18 protein-coding genes are annotated in these 21,338 nt (G+C 69.2%); 11 read left to right on the forward strand and 7 right to left on the reverse strand.

Annotated features, from left to right (window positions below; genetic code table 11):
* Positions 1-2 precede the first annotated feature (2 nt).
* Complete coding sequence (locus tag ACYYG1_RS10195; RefSeq protein WP_461210201.1) at positions 3-944, forward strand: ABC transporter permease; 942 nt, start codon at positions 3-5, stop codon at positions 942-944.
* A gap of 13 nt (positions 945-957) precedes the next feature.
* Entirely contained in the window at positions 958-2,226 is a 1,269-nt protein-coding gene (locus ACYYG1_RS10200; protein WP_461210202.1) for an amidohydrolase family protein, read from the forward strand.
* Between the two features lie 78 nt (positions 2,227-2,304).
* On the opposite strand, the gene ACYYG1_RS10205 is transcribed toward ACYYG1_RS10200, so the two are convergent.
* The 4 genes from ACYYG1_RS10205 to ACYYG1_RS10220 are packed head-to-tail and all read right to left on the reverse strand — an operon-like array spanning position 2,305 to position 5,784.
* Complete coding sequence (locus ACYYG1_RS10205; RefSeq protein WP_461210203.1) at positions 2,305-2,913, reverse strand: PqiC family protein; 609 nt, start codon at positions 2,911-2,913, stop codon at positions 2,305-2,307.
* On the reverse strand, positions 2,910-4,550 hold the full coding sequence (locus ACYYG1_RS10210; RefSeq protein ID WP_461210204.1) for a PqiB family protein: 1,641 nt from the start codon (positions 4,548-4,550) through the stop codon (positions 2,910-2,912). The genes ACYYG1_RS10205 and ACYYG1_RS10210 overlap by 4 nt, the downstream gene beginning before the upstream one ends.
* On the reverse strand, positions 4,547-5,185 hold the full coding sequence (locus ACYYG1_RS10215; protein ID WP_461210205.1) for a paraquat-inducible protein A: 639 nt from the start codon (positions 5,183-5,185) through the stop codon (positions 4,547-4,549). Before ACYYG1_RS10215 ends, ACYYG1_RS10210 begins: the two co-directional genes overlap by 4 nt.
* Positions 5,182-5,784, reverse strand: coding sequence for a paraquat-inducible protein A (locus ACYYG1_RS10220; RefSeq protein WP_461210206.1), 603 nt, complete (start codon positions 5,782-5,784; stop codon positions 5,182-5,184). The genes ACYYG1_RS10215 and ACYYG1_RS10220 overlap by 4 nt, the downstream gene beginning before the upstream one ends.
* Before the next feature lie 306 nt (positions 5,785-6,090).
* Between ACYYG1_RS10220 and ACYYG1_RS10225 the strand changes: the two genes are divergently transcribed.
* From ACYYG1_RS10225 to ACYYG1_RS10240, 4 genes are read left to right on the forward strand one after another with little or no spacing between them, the layout of a single operon-like run.
* Positions 6,091-7,098 carry an HlyD family secretion protein gene (locus ACYYG1_RS10225; protein WP_461210207.1) on the forward strand — a complete coding sequence of 336 codons (1,008 nt, stop codon included), beginning with the start codon at positions 6,091-6,093 and terminating at the stop codon, positions 7,096-7,098.
* Positions 7,095-8,870 (forward strand): ATP-binding cassette domain-containing protein, encoded by a 1,776-nt coding sequence (locus tag ACYYG1_RS10230; protein ID WP_461210208.1) that lies wholly within the window; start codon positions 7,095-7,097, stop codon positions 8,868-8,870. Before ACYYG1_RS10225 ends, ACYYG1_RS10230 begins: the two co-directional genes overlap by 4 nt.
* Complete coding sequence (locus tag ACYYG1_RS10235; RefSeq protein WP_461210209.1) at positions 8,863-10,005, forward strand: ABC transporter permease; 1,143 nt, start codon at positions 8,863-8,865, stop codon at positions 10,003-10,005. The genes ACYYG1_RS10230 and ACYYG1_RS10235 overlap by 8 nt, the downstream gene beginning before the upstream one ends.
* A gap of 5 nt (positions 10,006-10,010) precedes the next feature.
* Entirely contained in the window at positions 10,011-11,126 is a 1,116-nt protein-coding gene (locus tag ACYYG1_RS10240; RefSeq protein ID WP_461210210.1) for an ABC transporter permease, read from the forward strand.
* A 162-nt stretch (positions 11,127-11,288) separates the two neighbouring features.
* Here the strand turns inward: ACYYG1_RS10240 and ACYYG1_RS10245 are convergent, their stop codons facing one another.
* Entirely contained in the window at positions 11,289-12,875 is a 1,587-nt protein-coding gene (locus ACYYG1_RS10245) for a sigma 54-interacting transcriptional regulator (RefSeq protein ID WP_461210211.1), read from the reverse strand.
* A 259-nt stretch (positions 12,876-13,134) separates the two neighbouring features.
* On the reverse strand, positions 13,135-13,413 hold the full coding sequence (locus ACYYG1_RS10250) for a c-type cytochrome (RefSeq protein WP_461210212.1): 279 nt from the start codon (positions 13,411-13,413) through the stop codon (positions 13,135-13,137).
* A gap of 104 nt (positions 13,414-13,517) precedes the next feature.
* Here ACYYG1_RS10250 and ACYYG1_RS10255 point away from each other — a divergent pair, with 104 nt between their 5' ends.
* The 3 genes from ACYYG1_RS10255 (at position 13,518) to ACYYG1_RS10265 (ending at position 17,535) form a co-directional block, all read left to right on the forward strand.
* Complete coding sequence (locus ACYYG1_RS10255; RefSeq protein WP_461210213.1) at positions 13,518-15,359, forward strand: UbiD family decarboxylase; 1,842 nt, start codon at positions 13,518-13,520, stop codon at positions 15,357-15,359.
* Between the two features lie 82 nt (positions 15,360-15,441).
* The gene (locus ACYYG1_RS10260; protein WP_461210214.1) at positions 15,442-16,236 is read left to right on the forward strand and encodes a DsbA family protein; all 795 of its coding nucleotides are present in this window, start codon (positions 15,442-15,444) and stop codon (positions 16,234-16,236) included.
* A gap of 156 nt (positions 16,237-16,392) precedes the next feature.
* Positions 16,393-17,535, forward strand: a complete 1,143-nt coding sequence (locus tag ACYYG1_RS10265; protein WP_461210215.1) for a sensor histidine kinase — start codon at positions 16,393-16,395, stop codon at positions 17,533-17,535.
* Here the strand turns inward: ACYYG1_RS10265 and ACYYG1_RS10270 are convergent.
* On the reverse strand, positions 17,532-18,686 hold the full coding sequence (locus tag ACYYG1_RS10270; protein ID WP_461210216.1) for a GAK system CofD-like protein: 1,155 nt from the start codon (positions 18,684-18,686) through the stop codon (positions 17,532-17,534). The two genes, ACYYG1_RS10265 and ACYYG1_RS10270, sit on opposite strands and share 4 nt — an antisense overlap.
* Before the next feature lie 90 nt (positions 18,687-18,776).
* Here ACYYG1_RS10270 and ACYYG1_RS10275 point away from each other — a divergent pair, with 90 nt between their 5' ends.
* Both ACYYG1_RS10275 and tmcD read left to right on the forward strand, forming a co-directional pair.
* Positions 18,777-19,601, forward strand: coding sequence for a zinc-ribbon domain-containing protein (locus tag ACYYG1_RS10275; protein ID WP_461210217.1), 825 nt, complete (start codon positions 18,777-18,779; stop codon positions 19,599-19,601).
* A gap of 473 nt (positions 19,602-20,074) precedes the next feature.
* A complete protein-coding gene (gene tmcD / locus ACYYG1_RS10280; RefSeq protein WP_461210218.1) occupies positions 20,075-21,331 on the forward strand; it encodes an electron transfer complex subunit TmcD in 1,257 nt (418 codons plus the stop codon).
* The last annotated feature ends 7 nt before the right edge of the window (positions 21,332-21,338 follow it).

Raw genomic sequence — 21,338 nt, forward strand, 5'->3', positions numbered from 1 at the left:
CCGTGGACGTCCTGCATTTCCTTTTGGAGACGGGCTTCTGGCTGGCCACCATCCGCATGGCCACGCCGCTGATCTTCGGCACCCTGGGCGAGCTGCTCTGCGAGCGGGCCGGGGTGCTCAACCTGGGCATCGAGGGCATCATGGCCGCCGGGAGCATGGCGGGCTGGACCTGGGTCTACTTCGGCGGCGACCTCTGGACCGGGGTGCTGTTCGCGGCCTTCGTGGGCGCGCTGTTCGGGCTCCTGCACGCCCTGTTCACCGTGCATCTGGGCCTGTCCCAGCACGTCACGGGCCTGGGCATCACCATGCTGGCCTCGGCGCTGTCGTCCTTCGTCTTCCGCATGCTGCTGCCCAAGGCCACCACCCCGCCCAAGATCATCCCCTTCAAGACCTTCGCCGTGCCGTACCTTTCGGACATCCCGCTGGTCGGGGACGTGCTCTTCAACCAGTCGGCCCTGACCTACGTGGCCCTCGTCGCCGTCATCGTGGTGGCCTACGCGCTGTTCCGCACGCCCCTGGGGCTGGCCGTGCGCATGGTGGGCGAGAACCCCATGGCCGCCGAGGCCCAGGGGCTGTCCGTGTTCTCCATCCGCACCGGGGCCGTGGTGGCGGGTTCCGCGCTCATGGCCGTGGGCGGGGCGTTTTTGACCATGTCGGCCTTCGACGCCTTCTACATCGGCATGGTCAACGGCCGGGGCTGGGTGTGCATCGCCCTGGTGGTCTTCGCCTCCTGGAAGCCGGGCAAGGCGCTTCTCGGCTGCGTGCTCTTCGCGGCCTTCGACGCGGTGCAGATGCGCGTGCAGCAGCAGTCGGGCATGGCCATCCCCTATCAATTCTACTTGATGATGCCCTACGTTTTTTCCATTATCGCCCTCATCGTCATGTGCCGCAGGGCCGCGTACCCCAAGGCCCTGCTCATTCCCTTCCGCAAGGGCGAACGCTAACCGGGGGAATACAATGCTCGATCTGCTCGTGAAGAACGCCGTGGTGGACGGCCACAGGGACCCCGTGGACATCGCCTGCCGGGACGGCAGGATCGTGGAGACGGCCCCGGCCATCGCGGGCGACGCCGCCCGGACCATCGACGCGGCGGGCTGCCTGGTCACGCCGCCCTTCGTGGAGTCGCATTTCCACATGGACGCCACCCTGTCCATGGGCCTGCCGCGCCTGAACCAGTCGGGCACGCTCCTGGAGGGCATCAAGATCTGGGGCGAACTCAAGCCCAGCCTGACCCCCGAGGCCGTGAAGGAGCGCGCCAAGAAGCTCCTGTCCTGGTCCGTGGCCAAGGGCAACCTGGCCATCCGCACCCACGTGGACACCACGGACCCCACGCTCATGGCCGTGGACGTGCTTCTGGAGCTGCGCGAGGAGATGCGCGACACCGTGGACATCCAGCTGGTGGCCTTCCCCCAGGACGGGGTGCTGCGCACGCCGGGCGGGGTGGAGTTGCTGGAGAGGGCCCTGGACAAGGGCGTGGACGTGGTGGGCGGCATCCCGCATTTCGAGCGCACCATGGCCGACGGCCGCGAGTCCGTGCGCCTGCTCTGCGAGATCGCGGCAGAGCGCGGGCTGTTGGTGGACATGCACTGCGACGAGTCCGACGACCCGCATTCGCGTCACATCGAGGAACTGACCTACCAGACCCAACGCCTGGGTATGCAGGGCCGGGTGGCGGCCTCGCACCTGACCAGCATGCATTCCATGGACAACTACTACGTGTCCAAGCTCATGCCCCTGATGGCCGAGTCGCGGATGAACTGTGTGTGCAACCCCCTGGTGAACCTGAGCATCCAGGGCCGCCACGATACCTATCCCAAGCGGCGCGGGCTGATGCGCGTGCCCGAGCTGCTGGACATGGGCATCAACGTCTCCCTGGGCCACGACGACGTCATGGACCCCTGGTACCCCATGGGCACCCACGACATGCTGGAGGTGGCGCACATGGCGGCCCACGCCCTGCACATGATCGGCGTGGACCAGCAGAACACGCTCTTCGACGCCGTGACCACGCGCGGGGCCCGGACCCTGAACCTCGAAGGCTACGGCCTCAGGCCCGGATGCAACGCGGACCTCGTGGTGCTCCAGGCCGCGTCCAAGCGCGAGGCCCTGCGCCTGCACCCGGCGCGGCTGTTCGTGGTCCGGCGCGGCAAGGTCGTCAGCACCACCCCCAGGGTGGAGGCCGAGGTCAATACGGGTGACGGCGTGCAGCGCGTGGACTTCCGCTAAGTCCGGTGCACGATTTCTGGAATGAAAAAGGCCCGCGGCGTTTGCCGCAGGCCTTTTTGATGGCGTCATGGAACGCGGCTATTTGCCGCGCATCCCTTGGATTTCCGTCGCGATGACCCCGCCCAGCTCTTCCAGGGCCTTGGCGTGGGCGTCCACCAGGGCGGGGTAGCCCGCGTCCGCCGTGGGCACGGCCGTGCGGAAGGCGTGCACTGCCCGGGCCTGGCGTTCCCCGGGCGCGGCCACGCCCCAGGTGGCCTCCAGGACCACCTTGCCGCCGAGGCGTCCGTCCAGGCGCTGGATCTCCACGGGCACGCGGAAGTCCGGCTCCTTGAACTCGCTCCAGGGGTAGGCCAGGACCTCCTCGCTGCCCAGGCGCGCGGCCAGGGTGCGGGTCAGGGCGGCCAGGACCTCGTCCCCCAGGGGCCCGGCCCAGCGCTGGAATTCCGCCAGGCGCAGGCGGTTGTCCGTCTCGCGGGTCACGATGTGCGGGCGGTCGATGGTCCGGGGGATGACCAGGGGCCCCACGCCCACGGACGGCCCGTCGGCCCGGGCCCCGGCGGGCAGGGCCTCGGCCGGGGGCAGGGTGTAGAAGTTCATCTGCGGAGCCGCGCCCCGGCACGAGGCCAGGCACAGCAGCGCGGCCAGGGCCGCGCACAGCAGGGCGGTGGTCGGAAGGGGGCGGGTCATGGCTTTTCCTTTCCAAAGAGCAGCGCGTCGGGCTGCCGTTCGAGATATTCCACCAGCATGCGCAGGGAGCGGGCCGCATCGGTCAGCTCGCGCAGCAGCTTGTCCAGGTCCGCGCGCGCCGGGGAATTCGGGTTCATGGCGCTCTCCACCTCGGCCAGGGCGTCGCGGGCCTGGTCCATCATGGCCCCGGCCTTGGGCAGGACGTGATGTTCGTCCACGCTGTCCATGATGCGCCGGATGGCCTGGGTGGCCCCGCGCATGTCGGCCATGGTGTCGCGCAACTCGGAGCCCATGCGCCGGATGGGCAGGTCGTCCAGCTTGGTCATCACGCTGGCGGCCTTGTCGAAGATGCCTTCCAGGGGCGAGGGCATGGTGGGCAGCTCCTTGAACCGGCCGCCCTTGTCCGTGAGCCCGCCCCCGGGCAGGCCCGGGTGCAGGTCCAGGTCCACGTAGGCCTGGCCCGTGAGCAGGTTGCCGGTCCTGAGCTGCGCGCGCAGGCCCATGTCCGCCAGGAGCGGCACGACCTTTTCGCGGCCCTCGCCGGCCTTGTCCTTGTCCAGGCCGAGGACCTCGAAGCGCTCGGGCTCGATCTCCACCAGCACGGGGATGCGCATGCGCTTGTGCTTGGCGTCCAGCTGCAGGCGCACGTCCAGGACCTTGCCGATGGTCATGCCCCGGAACTCCACGGGCGCGTCCACGCTGAGCCCGCGCACCGAGCCCTTGAAATGCAGGAGGTAGCGTTCCCTGTAGTCGTAGGAGGTGTCGAAGCTGGTCTCCCTGTCGGCGTACAGGGGGAAGACCGTGTCCGGCGGGGCCATCTCCACGGACTGCGCGGCCCCGGGCGTGTCGAAGGCGATGCCGCCCAGGATCATGGACACCAGGGACTGGGCCTCAACCCGGACGCCGCGCGCGTCCAGGGACATGTCCAGGCCCGAGGCGTTCCAGAACTTGGTGCCCACGTGCACGCGCTTGTGGTGCGGGGCGCGCACGAAGATCTTGATCTCCACGTCGTCGTTGTCCAGAAGCTCGTAGTCCACCACCTTGCCCACCTTCACGCGGTGGAAATACACAGGCGCGCCCACGTCCAGGGAGCCCAGGTCGTCGGTGCGCAGGATGTAGTGGCGGCCCTGGCGCTCGTCCGTGACTACGGGCGGCTCGGCCAGGCCCTGGAACTCGCTCAGCAGCTTGCCCTTCTTGGAGGGCTGCATGCCGATGTAGACCCCGGAGAACAGGGTGTTCAGGCCCGAGACCTCGCTGGCCGTGACCCGCGCCCGCACCACCCAGAACAGGGTCTCGGAGCGCAGATAGCGCTCCACGCCCTTGATCATCCTGGCCGTGACCACCACGTGCAGGAGGTCCTGGGTGAATTCGATGTTCTCCACCTGGCCCACTTCCACGTCCTTGAACTTGATCTTGGTCTTGCCCGGCACCAGGCCCTCGGCCGTGTCGAAGCGGATGGTGATGGTCGGGCCCTCGGACTGCAGGGCGTCGTAGGCCATCCAGGACGCGGCCAGGGCCGCCACCAGGGGGATCAGCCAGACGATGGAAAAAAGCCGCTTGCGGCGCAGCACGGGCTCGGCCACGGATTCCCGGAAATCGTCGTCCCGGGTCTCCGGGGGCGGCGGGGTCTCGTTCATGCGATGATGTCCTCCACTTCATCGTCCCAGATCAGCCTGGGATCGAAGCTCATGGCCGCAAACATGGTCAGAACCACCACGGCCCCGAAATATACGGCCCCGGGCTCGGCGGAGATCAGGGCCAGGGCCCGGAGCTGCACCAGGGCCACGAGAATGGTCACCACGTATACGTCCACCATGGACCAGCGGCCCACGGCCTCGGTCAGGCGGTAGAGTTTGGTGCGTTCGCGCCGGTGGTTGTCGTCTTTCCTCAAGGAAACGAGGAGATAGCCGATGGTCAGAATCTTCAGGATGGGCACCACCACGCTGGCGAAGAACACGATGGCCGCCAGGGGCCACATGCCCGAGGTCAGAAGGTAGACCACGCCCGAGAGGATGGTGTCCTTGCGCATGCCCTGGATGGTGGCCGTGGTCATGATGGGCATGGCCATGGCGGGCACGTAGAGGATGGCCGCGGTGATCAGAAAGGCCCAGGTGCGCGCCAGGCTGTCGGGCTTGCGCGAGTGCAGGGCCGCGCCGCAGCGCGGGCAGCTCTGCTCCACGTCCTCGCCGCGGGCGTCGCGCACCAGGAGGCCGCAGCTGTGGCAGGCCACGAGCCCGGCCCGGGCGGCCGTGAGTCCCTGGGCGGCGTTCATGGCGTCCCCATGCGGTCCCAGACGTCCTTCTGGTCCAGGGAGGAGGTGATGCCCGCCAGCACCAGGATCAGGAAGGCGAAGGCGTACAGGGCCGGTCCGATGAGGATGTCGGCCATGGACGAGAGCTTGACCATGGCCACCAGGATGCCCAGGAGGAAGACCTCCATCATGGCCCAGGGCTGGAGCATCAGGGCCAGACGGAAGGCCCGGGCCCCCAGGGGCGGGACCTTGCCCAGGTAGAGGGGCAGGGTCACGTACAACAGCAGCACGAGCCGCAACAGGGGCGCGGCCACGCCCGTGGCCAGCACCAGGGCCGCCAGCCAGCCCATGCCCTGGGCCGCCAGTTGGCGGATGCCCGTGAGCAGGGTGGTCTCCTGGAGGTTGGCCTCCAGGCGCATGGAGAGGAAGGGAAACCAGTTGGCCACGGCGAAGAGCACCAGCCCGGCCAGGGTCAGGGCCAGGACCTGCTCCAGGCTGCCGTCGCGGCGGCGATAGAGCACGGCCCCGCAACGAGTGCAGCGCGCCACGCCTCCGTCGGGCAGGGCGCGCACCCTGTGCAGCAGGTCGCATTCATGGCAGGCGACGAGCGAAGCCTTCATCCTCTGGTATCCCCCATTGTCCACTCGGGCCCCGTGGGGTCTTCGCCCGCAGAGCATAACCAGTATAATCCACGAGTCGTCACCAGATGTAAAGAGCGGGGGGTGCGGGGCCTCGCGTCCGTGCGGGGGGCGGCATTTTGCCAGTTCTGTGTTTGAAACAAATGGAGAAACTTTGAAAGTGGCGTGCGTTTCCTGGCGTCCGGCGCGGCGCAGGCCTCGCCGAGGGGTGCAAAAACGCGGGTTTTCTGGTTAACATGGCATTCTTGCAGTGGTATTCAAGGGCTAAACCGAAAAAGGCGGCATCGCATGCTGAAGAAGATACTTATCGCGGCCGTGGCCGCGGCCGTGGCCGCTGGGCTGTACTGGGGCCTCGCGGGGAACGGGGAGGGGCCGTCGCCCCTGGCGCTCTACGGCAACGTGGACCTGCGCCAGGTGGACCTGGCCTTCAGGGAAACCGAGCGCCTGGCCTCCGTGGACGTGGAGGAGGGCGACGTGGTGGAAGCCGGGCGGGTCGTGGCCCGCCAGGACACCTCCCTGCTGGACCGGCAGATCGCCCAGGCCGAGGCCGCCCTGGAGGCGGACCGGGCGGCCCTGCGCAGGCTCACGACGGGCAACCGCCCCCAGGAGATAGCCCAGGCCGCGGCCCAGGTGGAGTCCGCCCGCGCGGAGCTGAAAAACGCCCAGCGCATTCTCAAGCGGCGCAAGGAACTGCTCGCCGGGGGCTTCGTGGCCCAGGAGCAGGTGGACGACGCCCTGGCCGCCCGCGACGTGGCCCAGGCGCGGTTCAACCTGGCCCGCGAGAACCTGGACCTCTTGCGCGAGGGCGCGCGCCAGGAGGACGTGGACAAGGCCCGGGCCGCCGTGGCCGCCCGGGAGGCGGACCTGGACTACCTGCGCCAGCGCCTGGCCCAGGCCGAATTGCGCGCCCCGGCCGCGGGGGTGGTGCAGAGCCGCATGCTGGAGCCCGGGGACATGGCCTCGGCCTCGCGCCCGGTGTGCACCCTGGCGCTCACGGATCCCAAGTGGGTGCGGGCCTATGTCTCGGAGACGGACCTTGGCCGCGTGAAGCCGGGCATGGCCATGGAGGTGCGCGTGGACTCCTTCCCGGACAGGGCCTTCCAGGGCTGGGTGGGCTACATCTCGCCCATGGCCGAGTTCACCCCGCGCAACGTGGAGACCCCGGAGCTGCGCACCTATCTGGTCTACGAGGTGCGCGTGCAGGTCAAGGACCCCGGGGGGCTCCTGCGCCTGGGCAGCCCGGCCACGGTCAGCCCCGCCGCGGCGGCTCCCGCCAACCCGGGGGCCGCGCAGTGAGCCGAGCCCTGGAGGCCTCGGGCCTGGTCAAGACCTTCCGCACCAAGGCCCGCGAGGTCCGCGCCCTGGACGGGATATCCCTGGCCGTGGAGCAGGGCATGGTCTACGGCCTGCTCGGGCCCGACGGCGCGGGCAAGACCACTTTCATCCGCATGGCCGCCGGGCTCATGCGCCCGGATGCGGGCGAGATGCGCGTGCTGGGCGCGGACCCGGCCGCCGGGGACGCGGCCATGCTCTCGCGCATGGGCTACATGCCCCAGCGATTCGGCCTGTACGGCGACCTGAGCGTCATGGAGAACCTGGAGCTCTACGCGGACCTCCAGGGCCTGACCCGGGCCGAGCGCGAGCAAACCTATCCCGCGCTGATGCGCATGACCGGGCTGGCGCCGTTCACCTCGCGCCTGGCCGGGCGGCTGTCCGGCGGCATGAAGCAGAAGCTCGGCCTGGCCTGCGCCCTGGTGCGCACGCCCGAGCTGCTGCTTCTGGACGAGCCCACCGTGGGCGTGGACCCCCTCTCGCGTCAGGAGCTCTGGAAGATCGTCTTCCGCATGGTGCGCGAGCGGGGCGTGACCGTGCTGGTCAGCACGGCCTACCTGTCCGAGGCCGAGCATTGCGACCGGGTGGCCGTGATGTTCGAGGGCCGCGTGCTGGCCGAGGACGAGCCCCGGGGCATCACGGCCCTGGCCGGGGGCCGGACCCGCTTCGTGGTCCCGCCGGGCCTGCCGCGCAGGGCCCAGGCCAAGGCCCTGGACAGCGACGCGGTGCTGGACGCCACCCTGCAGGCGGGCCGGGTGCGCGTGGTCTTGGCCGAGGGCGTGGAATCCTGGGACGGGGACGGGCTGGGCCGCGTGGAGCCCAGGGAGCCGGATTTCGAGGACGGGTTCATGACCCTGCTGCACGGGGCCGTGGGCGGCCAGGCGGACCTGGGCGACCTGGAGCGCGGCGTGCGCCCGAACGGGGCGGCGGATCGCGGCGAAGGCGGCGGCGGCGGGGCCTGCGCCGGGGGCGAGGCCGTCATCGAGGTCCGGGGCCTGTCGCGGCGCTTCGGGGACTTCTGGGCCGTGCGGGACGTGGACTTCTGCGTGCGCCGGGGCGAGATTTTCGGGCTGCTCGGCCCCAACGGCGCGGGCAAGTCCACCACCTTCCGCATGCTCTGCGGCCTGTTGCCCGCCACGTCCGGGACCCTCAAGGTGGCCGGGGTGAACCTGCGCAAGGCCGCGGCCAAGGCGCGGCGTCGCATCGGCTACGTGGCCCAGAAGTTTTCCCAGTACGGCCAGCTCACCGTGCGCGAGAACCTGGAGTTCTTCGCCTCGGCCTACGGCCTGTTCGGTTCGCGCCGCGCCGAGCGCATCCACTGGGCCCTGTCCAGCCTGAGCCTGGCCGACGTGGCCCAGGCCGCCAGCGGCACGCTGCCCTTCGGCTACCAGCAGCGCCTGGCCATGGCCTGCGCCCTGATGCACGAGCCGGAGATCCTCTTCCTGGACGAGGCCACCTCGGGGGTGGACCCCCTGGCGCGGCGCGCCTTCTGGAAGCGCATCACCGGGCTGGCCGACCGGGGCGTGACCGTGGTGGTGACCACCCATTTCATGGAGGAGGCCGAGTTCTGCGACCGCATGGCCATCGTGGTGGCCGGGGAGATCCTGGCCCTGGACACGCCCGCGGCCATCCGGGCCATGGCCCCGGGCGGGGGCGAGACCATGGAGGAGGCCTTCATCGCCCTGGTCAAACGGCGTCGCGAGGAGCGCGAGGCCGGGGAGGCCGCCCATGCCTGAGCCCGGGCGGATTTCCGGCCTCGGGGCGTCGCTCCTGCGCCTGCGCGGGCTGGTGCGCAAGGAATCCCTGCAGATGGTGCGCGACCCCAGCAGCATCCTCATCGGCCTGGTCATGCCCGTGGTGCTGCTGTTCCTGTTCGGCTACGGCGTGAGCCTGGACGCCGAGGACGTGTCCCTGGCCCTGGTGGTGGAGCGGCCCTCGGCGCGGGCCACGGATTTCGCGGGCCGCCTGGCGGGCACCCGCTACCTGCGGCCCGTGGGCGTGGCCTCCATGGCCGAGGCCGAGACCCTGCTGCGCTCGGGCGTGGTGGACGGGGTGGTGCGCCTGCGCGCGGACTTCGCGCGCAAGTTCGAGGCCGGGGAGGGCGAGATCCAGGTCCTGGTCAACGGGGTGGACGCCAACCGCGCCCGCCAGGTGGCCGGGTACGTGGCCTCGGCCCTGGACAACTGGGGCGCGGCCCTGCGCCTGCGCGAGGGCGGCTCGCCCCCGCCGGTCTCCGTGGCCCCGCGCATCTGGTTCAACGCCGCGTCCAAGAGCCGCAATTATCTGGTGCCCGGGCTGATGGTGCTGATCATGACACTCATCGGCTCCCTCTTGACGGCCCTGGTCATGGCCCGGGAATGGGAGCGCGGCACCATGGAGGCGCTGTTGGCCACGCCCGTGCGCATCTGGGAGCTCCTGCTGGGCAAGGTGGCGCCCTATTTCGTGCTGGGCATGGGCGGGTTCTGCCTCACGGTGCTCATGGCCGTGTTCCTGTTCGGGGTGCCCCTGCGCGGTTCCCTGTTCTGCCTGGCCGGGGTCACGGCCCTGTTCCTGATCACGGCCCTGGGCATGGGCCTGTTCATCTCCGTGGTGGCCAAGAACCAGTTCGTGGCCGGGCAGATCGCCATCCTGGCCACGTTCTTGCCCGCGTTCTTCCTCTCGGACTTCATCTTCGACCTGCACAGCGCGCCGGGCTTCATCCAGGCCGTGTCCATGATCGTGGCGGCCAAGTACTTCGCGGCCATGGTCATCTCCATCTTCCTGGCCGGGGACGCGGCGGGCGTCATCGCGCCCAACGCCCTGGCCCTGTTCGCCCTGGCCGCGTTTTTCCTGGGCGTGGCGCGGCTGCGCACCAGAAAGAGCCTGGAGTAGGGGCCATGGAAACCATCCTCCGCATACTGGCCCTGGCGCGCAAGGAGTTCCTGGCCCTGCTCAAGGACCCGCGCAGCCGCACGGTGGTCATCATCCCGCCGCTGTTGCAGACCATCCTCTTCGGCTACGCCGCCACCTTCGATCTGGTGGACGTGCCCTACGCCGTGTTCGACGAGGACAACAGCGCCGAGTCCCGCGAATTCCTGGCCGGGCTCTCGGGTTCCAGGAGCTTCAAGCTGGTGGAGGAAATGAGCGACGCGCGGCGCATGACCGAGCTCATCGACTCGCGCCAGGTGACGCTGGTGGTGCATCTGGGGCCGGACTTCTCGCGCCGCCTGGGCGACGGCTCCGGGGCCGAGGTCCAGGTCATCCTGGACGGGCGCAACTCCAACCGCTCCTCTCTGGCCCTGAACTACGTGGCCTCGGTGGCCTCGGACTTCAACCGCAGGGTCCTGGCCGCGCGGGGCAGCCCCGCGCCCGGGGCCACCCTGGCGACCCGCGCCCTGTACAATCCCAACCTGCTCTCGCGCTGGTTCTTCGTGCCGGGCATCGTGGTCATGGTCACCCTGTTCGTGACGCTCCTGGTGACCAGCCTGTCCGTGGCCCGGGAGCGGGAGCAGGGCACCTTCGACCAGTTGCTGGTCAGCCCTTACCGGCCCTTCGACATCCTGGTGGGCAAGGCCGCGCCGGGCATGCTCATCGGCCTGGTGGAGTCCGCCGTGATCCTGGCCATCGGCGTGTTCTGGTTCGAGGTGCCGTTCCGGGGCCAGCTGGCGACCCTCTATCTGGGGCTGGTCCTGTTCCTGCTGTCCTGCGTGGGGGTGGGGCTGTTCATCTCGTCCCTGTCCGTGACCCTGCAGCAGGGGCTGCTGGGCACCTTCACCTTCGCCATGCCTTCGGTGATCCTCTCGGGCTTCGCCACGCCCATCGCCAACATGGCCGAGCCCGTGCAGTGGCTGACCCGCATCAACCCCCTGCGCTACGCCCTGACCCTGGTGCGCGGGGTCTTCCTGGAGGGCGCGTCCGTGGGCCTGCTCCTGGACCAGTTGTGGCCCCTGGCCGTCATCGGCCTGACCACCCTGGCCGTGGCCGGATGGCTGTTCCGCCGCAGAATTTCTTGAATAAAATACTTGTTGCACGGAAGGCTTAAAAGACCGGCCGACTGTTCCCAAATGTGCGAGCGCAAGGCGCAAGGGAAAAGCAAGACCGACGCGTATTCCAATACGCGAGGTTTTGGTTTTCACGAAGCGACGTAGCGATCGTGCGTTGTGGAACCGCCGGTTTCAGCGGCGTTCGCGCAGGCGCCTGCGTTCGGAGAGCACCCGCTCCTCCAGGCCGTACTTGCGCACCCGATAGCCGATCTGGCGCTCGGTGAGGCCCAGGGCCTCGCCCGCGCGGCGCTTGATCCAGTTGCTTTCGGACAGGGCCAGGAGGATCTCGTTGCGCTCCATTTCCCTGAGGGTGGGCTTGCCCTGGGAGTGCTGGCCGGCGGCCTCCTCCTCGGCGCGGGACTCGTCCCGGCGGTTGCGGGACACGGCGGCCTCGGCGGCCAGGGCCAGTTTGATGAGGCGTTGGCCGATGCGGCCGTCCTCGGACATGATGGCCAGGCGCTCCACCATGTTCTCCAGTTCGCGCACGTTGCCCGGCCAGTCGTGCTGGTGCAGGAGGTCCAGGGCCTGGGGCGTGCAGTAGAGGTCCCGGCCGTAGGCCCGGGACGCGTTGTGCAGGAAATGGTTGAGCAGGCCCTGCACGTCCTCCTTGCGGTTGCGCAGGGGGGGCAGGGCGATGGGGAAGACGTTCAGCCGGTAGTAGAGGTCCAGGCGGAACCGGCCCTGATCCGCCAGCTCGCGCAGGTCGTGGTTGGTGGCCGCGATGATGCGCACGTCGGAACTGATGGTGCGGTTGCTGCCCGGGCGCTCGAACTTGCGGTCCTGGAGCACGCGCAACAGCTTGGCCTGCAGGGCCGGGGGCAGTTCGCCCACCTCGTCCAGGAAGATGGTCCCCCCGGCCGCCTCCTCGAAGCGGCTGGGCCTGGCCGAGGCCTCGGACCCGTTCTCGTGGCCGAAGATCTCCTTCTCCAGCTGGGATTCCTGGAGGCTGGTGCAGTTGACCTTCACGAAGGGGCCGCTGCGGCGGTCCGAAAGCTCGTGGATGATGCGCGCGATGAGGGTCTTGCCCGTGCCGGATTCGCCCAAGAGCAGAACCGTGGCGGGCGTGGGGGCGACCTTGGCGGCCTGGCGCTCCACCTCGGCCATGGGCGGGCTCTTGCCCACGATGTAGGGGCCCTTGCCCTCCTTGGAAACCTGGTAGAGCAGGGCGGCGTTTTCGTTTTTGAGGCGCTCCTCGCGCTGGCGCACGGCCTCGTTCAGGCGGATGAACTGGGCCACCAGGGTGGCCAGCACCGTGAGGAATTCGATGTCCTCCTCCACGGAGACGTCGTCGCTGAACAGGCGGTCCACGGAGAGCACGCCGATGGGCTCGTTGTTCATGACGATGGGCACGCCGGTGTAGGAGATGCGTTCCCCGGCCTTGGTCCCGCGCGCTCCCGTGCGGTCCAGGAACAGGGGGTCGGCGTCCACATCGGGCACGTGCAGGGGGCGCATGGTGCGGAAGATCCGGCCCGTGACGCCCTCGTCCATGTGGTAGACCCCGCGGCTGCGTTCCTCGGGGCTCAGGCCGTGGGCGGCCATGATGGCCAGGCTCCCGTTGGCCGGGTCCTGGAGGGTGATGGTGCCGCGCTCCATGTGCAGGGTCCGCGACAGGACGCGCAGCATCTCCTCCAGGGCTTGCTCCAGGTCCAGGGCCTTGTGGATGGTGGCGCTTATTTCCGAAAGCGCTTGCAGTTTCAGGGCGCTCAGGCTTCGGGTCATGCCCGGGCTTTTGCAAACCCGGTGCCTGCGCGGCGGCGCGGGGTGCTTTGACGGTAATTTTTATGTAATATGCTTATATAGCAGGGGAAATAGATAGGCTGTCGGCGGGATCATTTGATGGGCAGGTGGTTGTATTATACAAAAACGTTAAAAAATAGCCAAGAAACCTGCAAAATTTGTAAAAGATATGATCAAAATGGCAACGCCGGGCCCGGCCGGAGCGTGCGTCCGGCTGCGGCCCGGCGTCGGAGTTTCGCGCCTATCGGGAGGCGAACCACGCGGCCAGGTCCTGGATGTCCTGGTCCGAGAGGCTGCGGGCCTTCTTGGTCATGAAGGCGTGGGTTCGCGCGCCGGACTTGTAGGCCTGCAGGCTTTTGACAAGTTCGGCCTCGGCCCGTCCGTTGAGTTCGTTTTTGTGGCATTTGCAGCCGTGGGCCAGGCGCTCGCCGTTGGCCGCGTCGCCCGAGGCGGCCATGAGGGCGGCCCCGGCGAAGACCAGATATCCGGCCAGGCAGGCCGCGAGAAAGGGTTTCAGCATTCGGGATACTCCCGCGTTGGGTGTCCGGGGGGCGCGCCCCCTTGCCATGCGCCCCGCGATGGGGCAGATTTTTGTCTTTGGACATTCTAGCAAAGGCGGCTGTCATGGGCTACCGGAACATGGGCGAATGCCTGCGCGCCCTGGAAGAGCGGGGCGAGCTGGTGCGCATCCGCAGGGAGATGGACCCGGACCTGGAGATCGGCGCGGTGCAGCGCCGGGTGTTCCAGGCGGGAGGCCCGGCCCTGCTGTTCGAGAACGTGCGCGGCACCCGCTTCCCCATGGCGGCCAACGTCTTCGGAACCCTGGACCGGGTGCGCTGGCTGTTCCGCGACACCCTGCCCGCGCTGAAGAGCATTTTTTCCCTCAAGGTCGATCCCCTGGCCGGGCTCAAGCGCCCCTGGCGGCACGCGCGCGCGCCCCTGGCCCTGTTGCACGCCCTGCCCCGGACCGTGGGCCACGGCCCGGTGATGGAATCCGAGTGCCGCATCGCGGACCTGCCGCACCTGCGCTCCTGGCCCATGGACGGCGGGGCCTACGCGACCCTGCCCCAGGTCTATTCCGAGAGCCCGGCGAAGCCCGGGTACGGGGCCTCCAACCTGGGCATGTACCGGGTGCAGCTCACGGGCGGGGAATACGAGCCCGACGGCGAGGTCGGCCTGCACTACCAGATCCACAGGGGCCTGGGCGTGCACCACGCCGAGGCCATCGCCCGGGGCGAGAGCCTGGCCGTGAACGTCTTCGTGGGCGGGCCCCCGGCCATGACCCTGGCGGCCATGATGCCCCTGCCCGAGGGCATGCCCGAGCTGTTCTTCGCCGGGGCCCTGGGCGGCCGCCGTATGGAGATGGTGCGTGCGTCCGGCGCGCTGCCCATCCTGGCCCAGGCGGATTTCTGCATCTGCGGCCATATTCTCCCGGGCGCGGGCAAGCCCGAGGGGCCTTTCGGCGACCATTTGGGCTACTACAGCCTGGTCCACGATTTCCCCGTGCTCAAGGTGGACAGGGTCCTGCACCGCGCCGACGCGGTCTGGCCCTTCACCACCGTGGGCCGTCCGCCCCAGGAGGACACCATGTTCGGGGACTTCGTGCACGAGCTCACGGCCGAGCTGGTGCCCACGGTGTTCGCGGGCATCCACGAGGTCCACGCCGTGGACGCGGCCGGGGTGCATCCGCTGCTCCTGGCCGTGGGCAGCGAGCGCTACGTGCCCTACGCCGAGGAGCGCACCCCCCAGGAACTGATCACCGGGGGCATGGCGCTCCTGGGCAGCACCCAGACGGCCCTGTCCAAGTACGTGCTCATGGCCGCGCGCGAGGACGACTCCCGGCTCACGGCCCACGACGTGCCCGCGTTCCTGGCCCACATGCTGGAGCGCGCGGACTTTACGCGGGACCTGCATTTCATCACCCGCACCACCATGGACACCCTCGACTATTCGGGCATCAGCCTGAACCAGGGCTCCAAGGTGGTCTGGGCCTCGTGCGGGCCTAGGAGGCGCTCCCTGGGCACGGGGTTCCCCGGGGACCTGCCCCTGCCCCCGGGGTTCGGGGACCCGCGCCTGTTCGCCCCGGGGATGCTCCTGGTGCGCGGCCCGGCCCACAAGCGCGGCCGCGACGAGCACGACCCCCTCATGACGCGCCTGGCCAACGCCCTGGAGAAGGCCGGGGGCCTGGACAACCTGCCCCTGGTGGTCTGCGTGGACGACACGGAATTCACGGCCCGGGACTGGAACAATTTCCTCTGGGTGGCCTTCACCCGTTCGGACCCGGCCACGGACATCTACGGGGCCGGGGCCTTCACCCACTGCAAGCACTGGGGCTGCGCCGGCCCCCTGGTGATCGACGCGCGCCTGAAGACCTACCACGCCCCGTCGCTCACGGACGATCCCGAGGCGGAGCGCAGGGTGGACGCCCTGGGCGAGCCCGGCGGCCCCCTGCACGGCGTCATCTGAGGCGGGTTGCCCCTGCGCGGGCCCTGGAGTATCCAGGGGCCCAATGCCCGGATTCGTCCGGCGCGGAACCAAGGAGAGATCGATGCACATCGGGCTGAAGGCCGCCGCCGCTGCCGTGGTCATGGCCGCAACGCTGCTGGGGGGCTGCGCCCTGAGGATATCGGACCAGACCTGGGAGGAGCGCGTGCGCCGGGCCGTGGAGCGGAACCCCGAGATCGTGCTCCAGGCCCTGGAGCAGGATCCCGAGGCCCTGTTGCGCGTGGCCGAGCAGGGTGTCAGGACGCGCAGGGCGCGCCAGGCCGAGGAGGATTTCCGCGCGGCCCTGGACGCCCCCCTGAATCCGGTGGTGGACGACGGCCGCGTGGTGCGCGGCCGGGCCGACGCGCCCGTGACCGTGGTGGCCTACACCCACTTCCTGTGCGGGTTCTGCGCCCGGGGCTCCGGGGACATGCGGCAGCTCGTCGCCGACCACCCGAACGAGGTGCGCTACGTGGTCAAGCACGCGCCCACCTCCGAGGCCGGTGAGCTCGGGGCCCGGCTCTTCGAGGCCCTGGCCCTGCAGGGCGCGGACAAGGCCTGGACCTTCTACGACAAGGCCTTCGGGGAGCAGGAGTCCGTGCTGGACGCCCCGGATCCCGGGCGGAAGCTCCAGGACATCGCCGAAGCCGTGGACGGCGTGGATCGGGGGCGGCTGCTGGCCGAAGCGGACAGCGAGGCCGTGCGGGACCGCGTGCGCGGGGACTTGAAGGAGTTCCAGGATTTCGGCTTCCACGGGGTGCCCGTGTACCTGATGAACGGCGCGCCCGTGGAAGGGGCCATGCCCATGTCCTTCCTGGAAAAGGCCCTGGCCCTCGTCCGGGAACGCGCGGCGAAATAGGCGCGGGGCCGCCTTGGGGCGGCGGATTTCCTTGCGGGCCGGGGGCGATGCCGTTCCCGGCCCGTTTGCGTTCCCCGTGTCGCGTCCGGGGCGGTTGTGTGCTATGTTCGCGCCCAACAGAGCGGCGCGGGCCCGTCCCGCGCGCGGGGGGGAAGCATGCAGCGGGAACAGACCACGGATTTCTTGCCCGCCGAGCGGGCCACGGAACGGGAGCTGGCCCGGGACATGGAGCTGGTCGGGGAGCTGGCGCCGCCGGCCCTGATCGAGAGCCTGCCCGTGGGCTTCATGATCCTGAACACCAAGCGCCAGATCGTGTTCTGCAACGAGGCCTTCTGCCGCCAGGCGCGCTCCGGGAGCGAGGAGGTCCTGGGCCGCAGGCCCGGGGAGGCCCTGGGCTGCGTCCACGCCCATGAGAGCGATTCCGGCTGCGGCACCACCAGGTTCTGCCGCTTTTGCGGCGCGGCCCTGGCCATCCTGCAGAGCCTGCGCGGGGTGCCGGGGGCCGAGGAATGCCGCATGGTGCGCGCCGGGGACGTGGGGGACACGGCCCTGGACCTGCAGGTCTTCACCGCGCCCCTGTGCGTGGGGGGCGATGACTTCGTGCAGGTCACGGTTCTGGACATCAGCCACGAGAAGCGCCGCCACAGCCTGGAGCGGGTCTTTTTCCACGACGTGCTGAACAGCGCCTCGGGCCTGTTCATGTATTCCGAGCTCATGGAGCGGGGCGAGGTGGCCGATCCCGTGGAGGCGGGCGGCCTGCTGCACAAGTCCGCGGCCCGGCTCCTGGACCTGGTCCAGGAGCACAAGGACCTGGCCGCGGCCGAGCGCGGGCGTCTGGCCGTGCGCGACCGGGACGTGGGGTCCCTGGAGATCCTCCAGGGACTGCGCGACGAATTCCGGGACCGGCCCGAGGCCCGGGACAGGCGGCTGGTGCTGGCCCCGGACAGCGAGGACGCGCCCCTGGTCACCGACCCCACGCTGCTCGGGCGGGTGTTGCGGGCGCTCATCGCCAACGCCCTGGAAGCCGCGCCTCCGGGCGGCGCGGCCACCGTGTCCTGCGCCCGGCGCGACGGGGGGGTGGAATTTTCGGTGCACAACGAGGGGGAGATGCCCGAGGCCGTGCGCCGTCAGGTCTGCAAGCGCTCCTTTTCCACCAAGGGCCGGGGCCGGGGCCTGGGGCTGTACGCGGCGCGGCTGCTGGGCCGGGACTATCTGGACGGCGAGCTGGACTTCGATACCGGGCCCGGGGGCACGGTGTTCCGGTTCTGGCTGCCCCTGGCCAGGGGGCTGAAGGGCTAGCCTGTGCAGAGGGCGAGGAGTTCGCCCGTGAGCAGGCCCGCGTCCAGGAGCGGGGCGCTGCGCGCGGACACCAGGGGCCGGGACACGAGGCGCGTGCCCAGGGCCCGCAGCTCTTCGGCGTCGAGCCCCCCGCCGTAGCTTCCGCCTTCCGCGTCCGCCAGGACCATGTCCACCACCGGGGCGGGCGCGCCGTCTTCCAGGTCCGCGCCGAGCGCCCCGAGAATCATCTCCAGCCGTCCGGCCACGCCCAGGTGCGGGCATTCGGGATCGTGCCCCAGGTTGGGGATGAAGACCTTGGGGCAGGGGTTGGCCGCCACGGCCCGGCCCACGCCCGAGGGCAGCAGGTTGGCCATGATGCTGGTGAAGAAGCTGCCCATGGGAAAGCAGATCAACTCGGCCCCGGCAACGAGCTCCAGGGTCCGGGCGCTGGCGGCGCAGGGCGCGGGCGTGGGGTCGTCCAGCCCCCGGCAGGTCCATATCCTTTGTATGGGCGAGGACGGGGCCGGGCCTTCCTTGGCGGTCAGCCTGTGCTGGGCGCAGACCACGCCGCCGTCGGCCAGCTCCGCGGCCAGGTGCAGGTCGTCCTCGCACACCGGGGCCACATGCCCCAGCACCCGGGCCAGGGAGCTGAAGGAGTCCAGGGCCCGGGAATAGCTGCGCCCGGAGAGCAGGTAGGCCGCCGTGAGGATCAGGTTGCCGATGCTGGCGCCGCGCAGGTCGAAGCTGGGGGGCATCTGCTGCAGGAAGGCTTCCAGGTGCGCGCGGATGACCTTGCGCGCCGGGTTCGGCACAGCCTTGACCAGCGGGTGCGCGCCCGAGGCCATTTCCGCCAGCTCCGCGTCCAGGCCCCGGGGGTCGGCGCGTTTGGGCAGGCGGTGCTCGAACAGGGCGAAGACTTCGGGGTTGCCCGTCTGGCTGCGGTCCGCCAGGGCCATCAGCCGGTTGCGCAGGTCCCCGGGCGCGGCCATGGAAAAGGCCCGGCGCAGGATCGCGGAGCTGCCCCCGGAGTCGAAGGGCGTGATCACGTGCGCGGTGTTGTGGGTATGGCCGATGATCCTGCGGGACAGGGCCGAGAGGGCCGTGCCCCCGCTGAAAAACAGGATGCGCGGGCCGTCTTGCGGATTCGTGGGGCTGTGCTTGGGGGCGTGCATGGTGGTCCGGGCTGTGCGGCGGTTGCCTTGAGGCCAAAACTATGTAGTGTTTTTCAGGGAAATGCAAAACCGTTTTTCAAGGGGGGACGGATGTACATCCAGTGCGTGGAGTGCCGCAAGAAATTCAAGGTCAAGGCCGGGGCCATCCCGCCGCAGGGGGCCGAGGTTCCCTGCAAGGGCTGCGGGGGAACCCTGCGGGTGGAGCCCCGGAACAACCTGGAGGGGGACCTGACCAAGATTCCCGTGACCAAGCGCAAGCACCAGAAGGAGGTCAAGTGGTACGCGCGCATGGGGGAGATGCTCAGGGGCTTCGGGTACGAGAGCAAGACCCGGGAGTACAACCTGCTCTTCCAGCTGATGCGCGAATACCGCAAGCGCTTCGGGATCACCTTTTTCGACATCACCTGCCAGGCCCGGGTGGCGCGGGTGGACCGGGAGCTGTGCTACAACGTGCTGGAGTTTTCGGGCGAGTGCTGCTCCCTGCCCGTGGACGGGGTGGACAGCTGCGTGGCCTCCATGATGGAGGGCACGGCCGAGGTGCTCCGGGCCAAGGACTCCGGCGGGTATTTCGCCTGCGAGCCCGTGATGCGCGTGGCCTACGAGGACAGCTTTCCCACGGTGCTCAAGTTCTGCCTGGGCGCGGCCTTCGAGACTTCCTACGGCGAGACCGCCTACGGCAACGCCGCGCGCATCGACGTGTCCATGGACGCCCTGCGGCGGTTGCCCCCCGTCCTGGCGGCGGAGGACATCCCCCAATACGCCCGGGTGGAGATGGGGCTCTTCCCCCTGGACAGCGGGCGGCTGACCTTTGCCCAGCGCACGGCTCCGGGGCTCATCGTGCACAGGGACCCGGACCCGGAGATGCGCTGCGCCAGCCCCCTGGCCGCCCGGCTGGTGGAGCGCTACGCGTCCTGAGGCCCCGCTCCGGGCGGGAAAATGTCCGTTCGCCCCGTTCCCGGCGCAAGGGCGGCGGGGCGTATTCCCCTCCCGGAGGGACCGGTTTTCGGGGCCGCCTTCCGGGCGTCCGATGCCTTCCCGGGCCTTGCCGGGCGGCCCTTCGCCGCACAATTTTGTTCGCCGTTTCACATTGTCATTGCGGTTTTGCCCCCTGCGGGCGGGGAAATGGCCCTCTTTCATGTGAAAATCATACTTTCAAAGTATGTAATTATGTTTGTTGACTGTAAAGAATCCATGCTGCTATGGAAGTTCGGAAATCCTTCTGTCATAGCAGGATAGGTAACGCTAAGGAGTCGCCTTCCTGAGATTCGGGGAACGAGTTTTTCGTTTCCCGGGGCGGTGTGTTATCCGGAATTCCGGTCGTTCCATGTCTTGGGTGGCGGCGGTAAAACCTCGTAATATTTTGGCGCTTAGTCGTCGAAGGAGGGGCCATGGGTGATGTCGGTTTGTGGTGCTGGGATCCGGGCGAGAAACTCGTCGCCGATCTCGGGGCGTGCAGTGACAAGTACGAGTGGGTGGAGGATCTGCACGCGAGCCCGGATGGTGAGAAGATCGGCGCCGTAGTCAACGTGCAGGGCGAGTTCACGGGCTGTATCAACGGCGAGGCCTGGGACGAGACCTACGAACGGCTGTGGAACGTGAAGTTCGGCCCCGACGGGCGGTTCACGGGCTGCGCCTCCGACATGGGCGAATGGAAGTTCGTGGTGGACGGCGAGCCTTGGGAAGAGAGCTTCGGCTACATCTGGCACACCATGTTCAGCGCCGACGGCAAGCACATCGCCAGCGCCGTGCAGCAGGACGGGCAGTACGGGGTTGCCGTGGACGGCACGCTCTGGGAGACCCTGTTCGATAACGGCACGGGCTTCAAGCTGAGCCCCTGCGGCTCCCGTTCCGCCGGCTGCGTGCAGGTGGAGGAGCTGGGCCAGGCCGAGATCGACAAGTACGAGGCCGGCATCTACTCCGTGGCCGTGGACGGCGAGGCCTGGGACGCCAAGTTCACCAACGTCTACAGTCTGAACTTCTCGGCCAACGCCGCCAGCGTGGCCGCGGCCGTGCGCGTCAACAAGTACGACTACACCGTGGCCGTGGACGGCAAGCCCTGGGACGCCATTTTCCAGTCCGTGTGGACCCCGGTCTTCAACCCCGCCAGCGGCGAGGTGGTGGCCCCGGTGCGCAGGGGCGGCAAGTGGAGCCTGGCCGCGGCGGGCAAGCCCTTCTGGGGCACCTTCGCCCAGTGCTGGCATCCGGCCTTCTCGGCCGACGGCTCCACCCTGGCCGCCATCGTGGCCACGAGCCTGGGCGAGTGGACCCTGGCCGTGGACAACGCGGTCTGGGGCGTCAAATTCAATGAAATGGTCACGGACCTGGCCCTGTCCCCGGACGGCTCCACCGTGGCCGCCCTGGGCAAGAGCGACGGCAAGTGGTTCGTGTTCGCCAACAACCGCGCCTGGCCGGGCCGCTACGACATGGCCTGGGCCCCGGTGGTCAGCGCCGACGGCGAGCACGTGGCCGCCAAGGTTGAGAAGAACGGCCGCTACACCGTGGTCGTGGACGGCAAGGAATACGGCAGCGATGCGGACGCCTGCTTCGACCCGGTCTTCAGCCCGGACTCCCGGTTCGTGCTGGTGAAGATGGTCGAGGGTGGCAAGTACTACCGCCGCGTGGTGCCTGTCAGCGAATTCAAATAACAGGGGG

This window comes from Desulfocurvus sp. DL1XJH-121 (assembly GCF_054819825.1).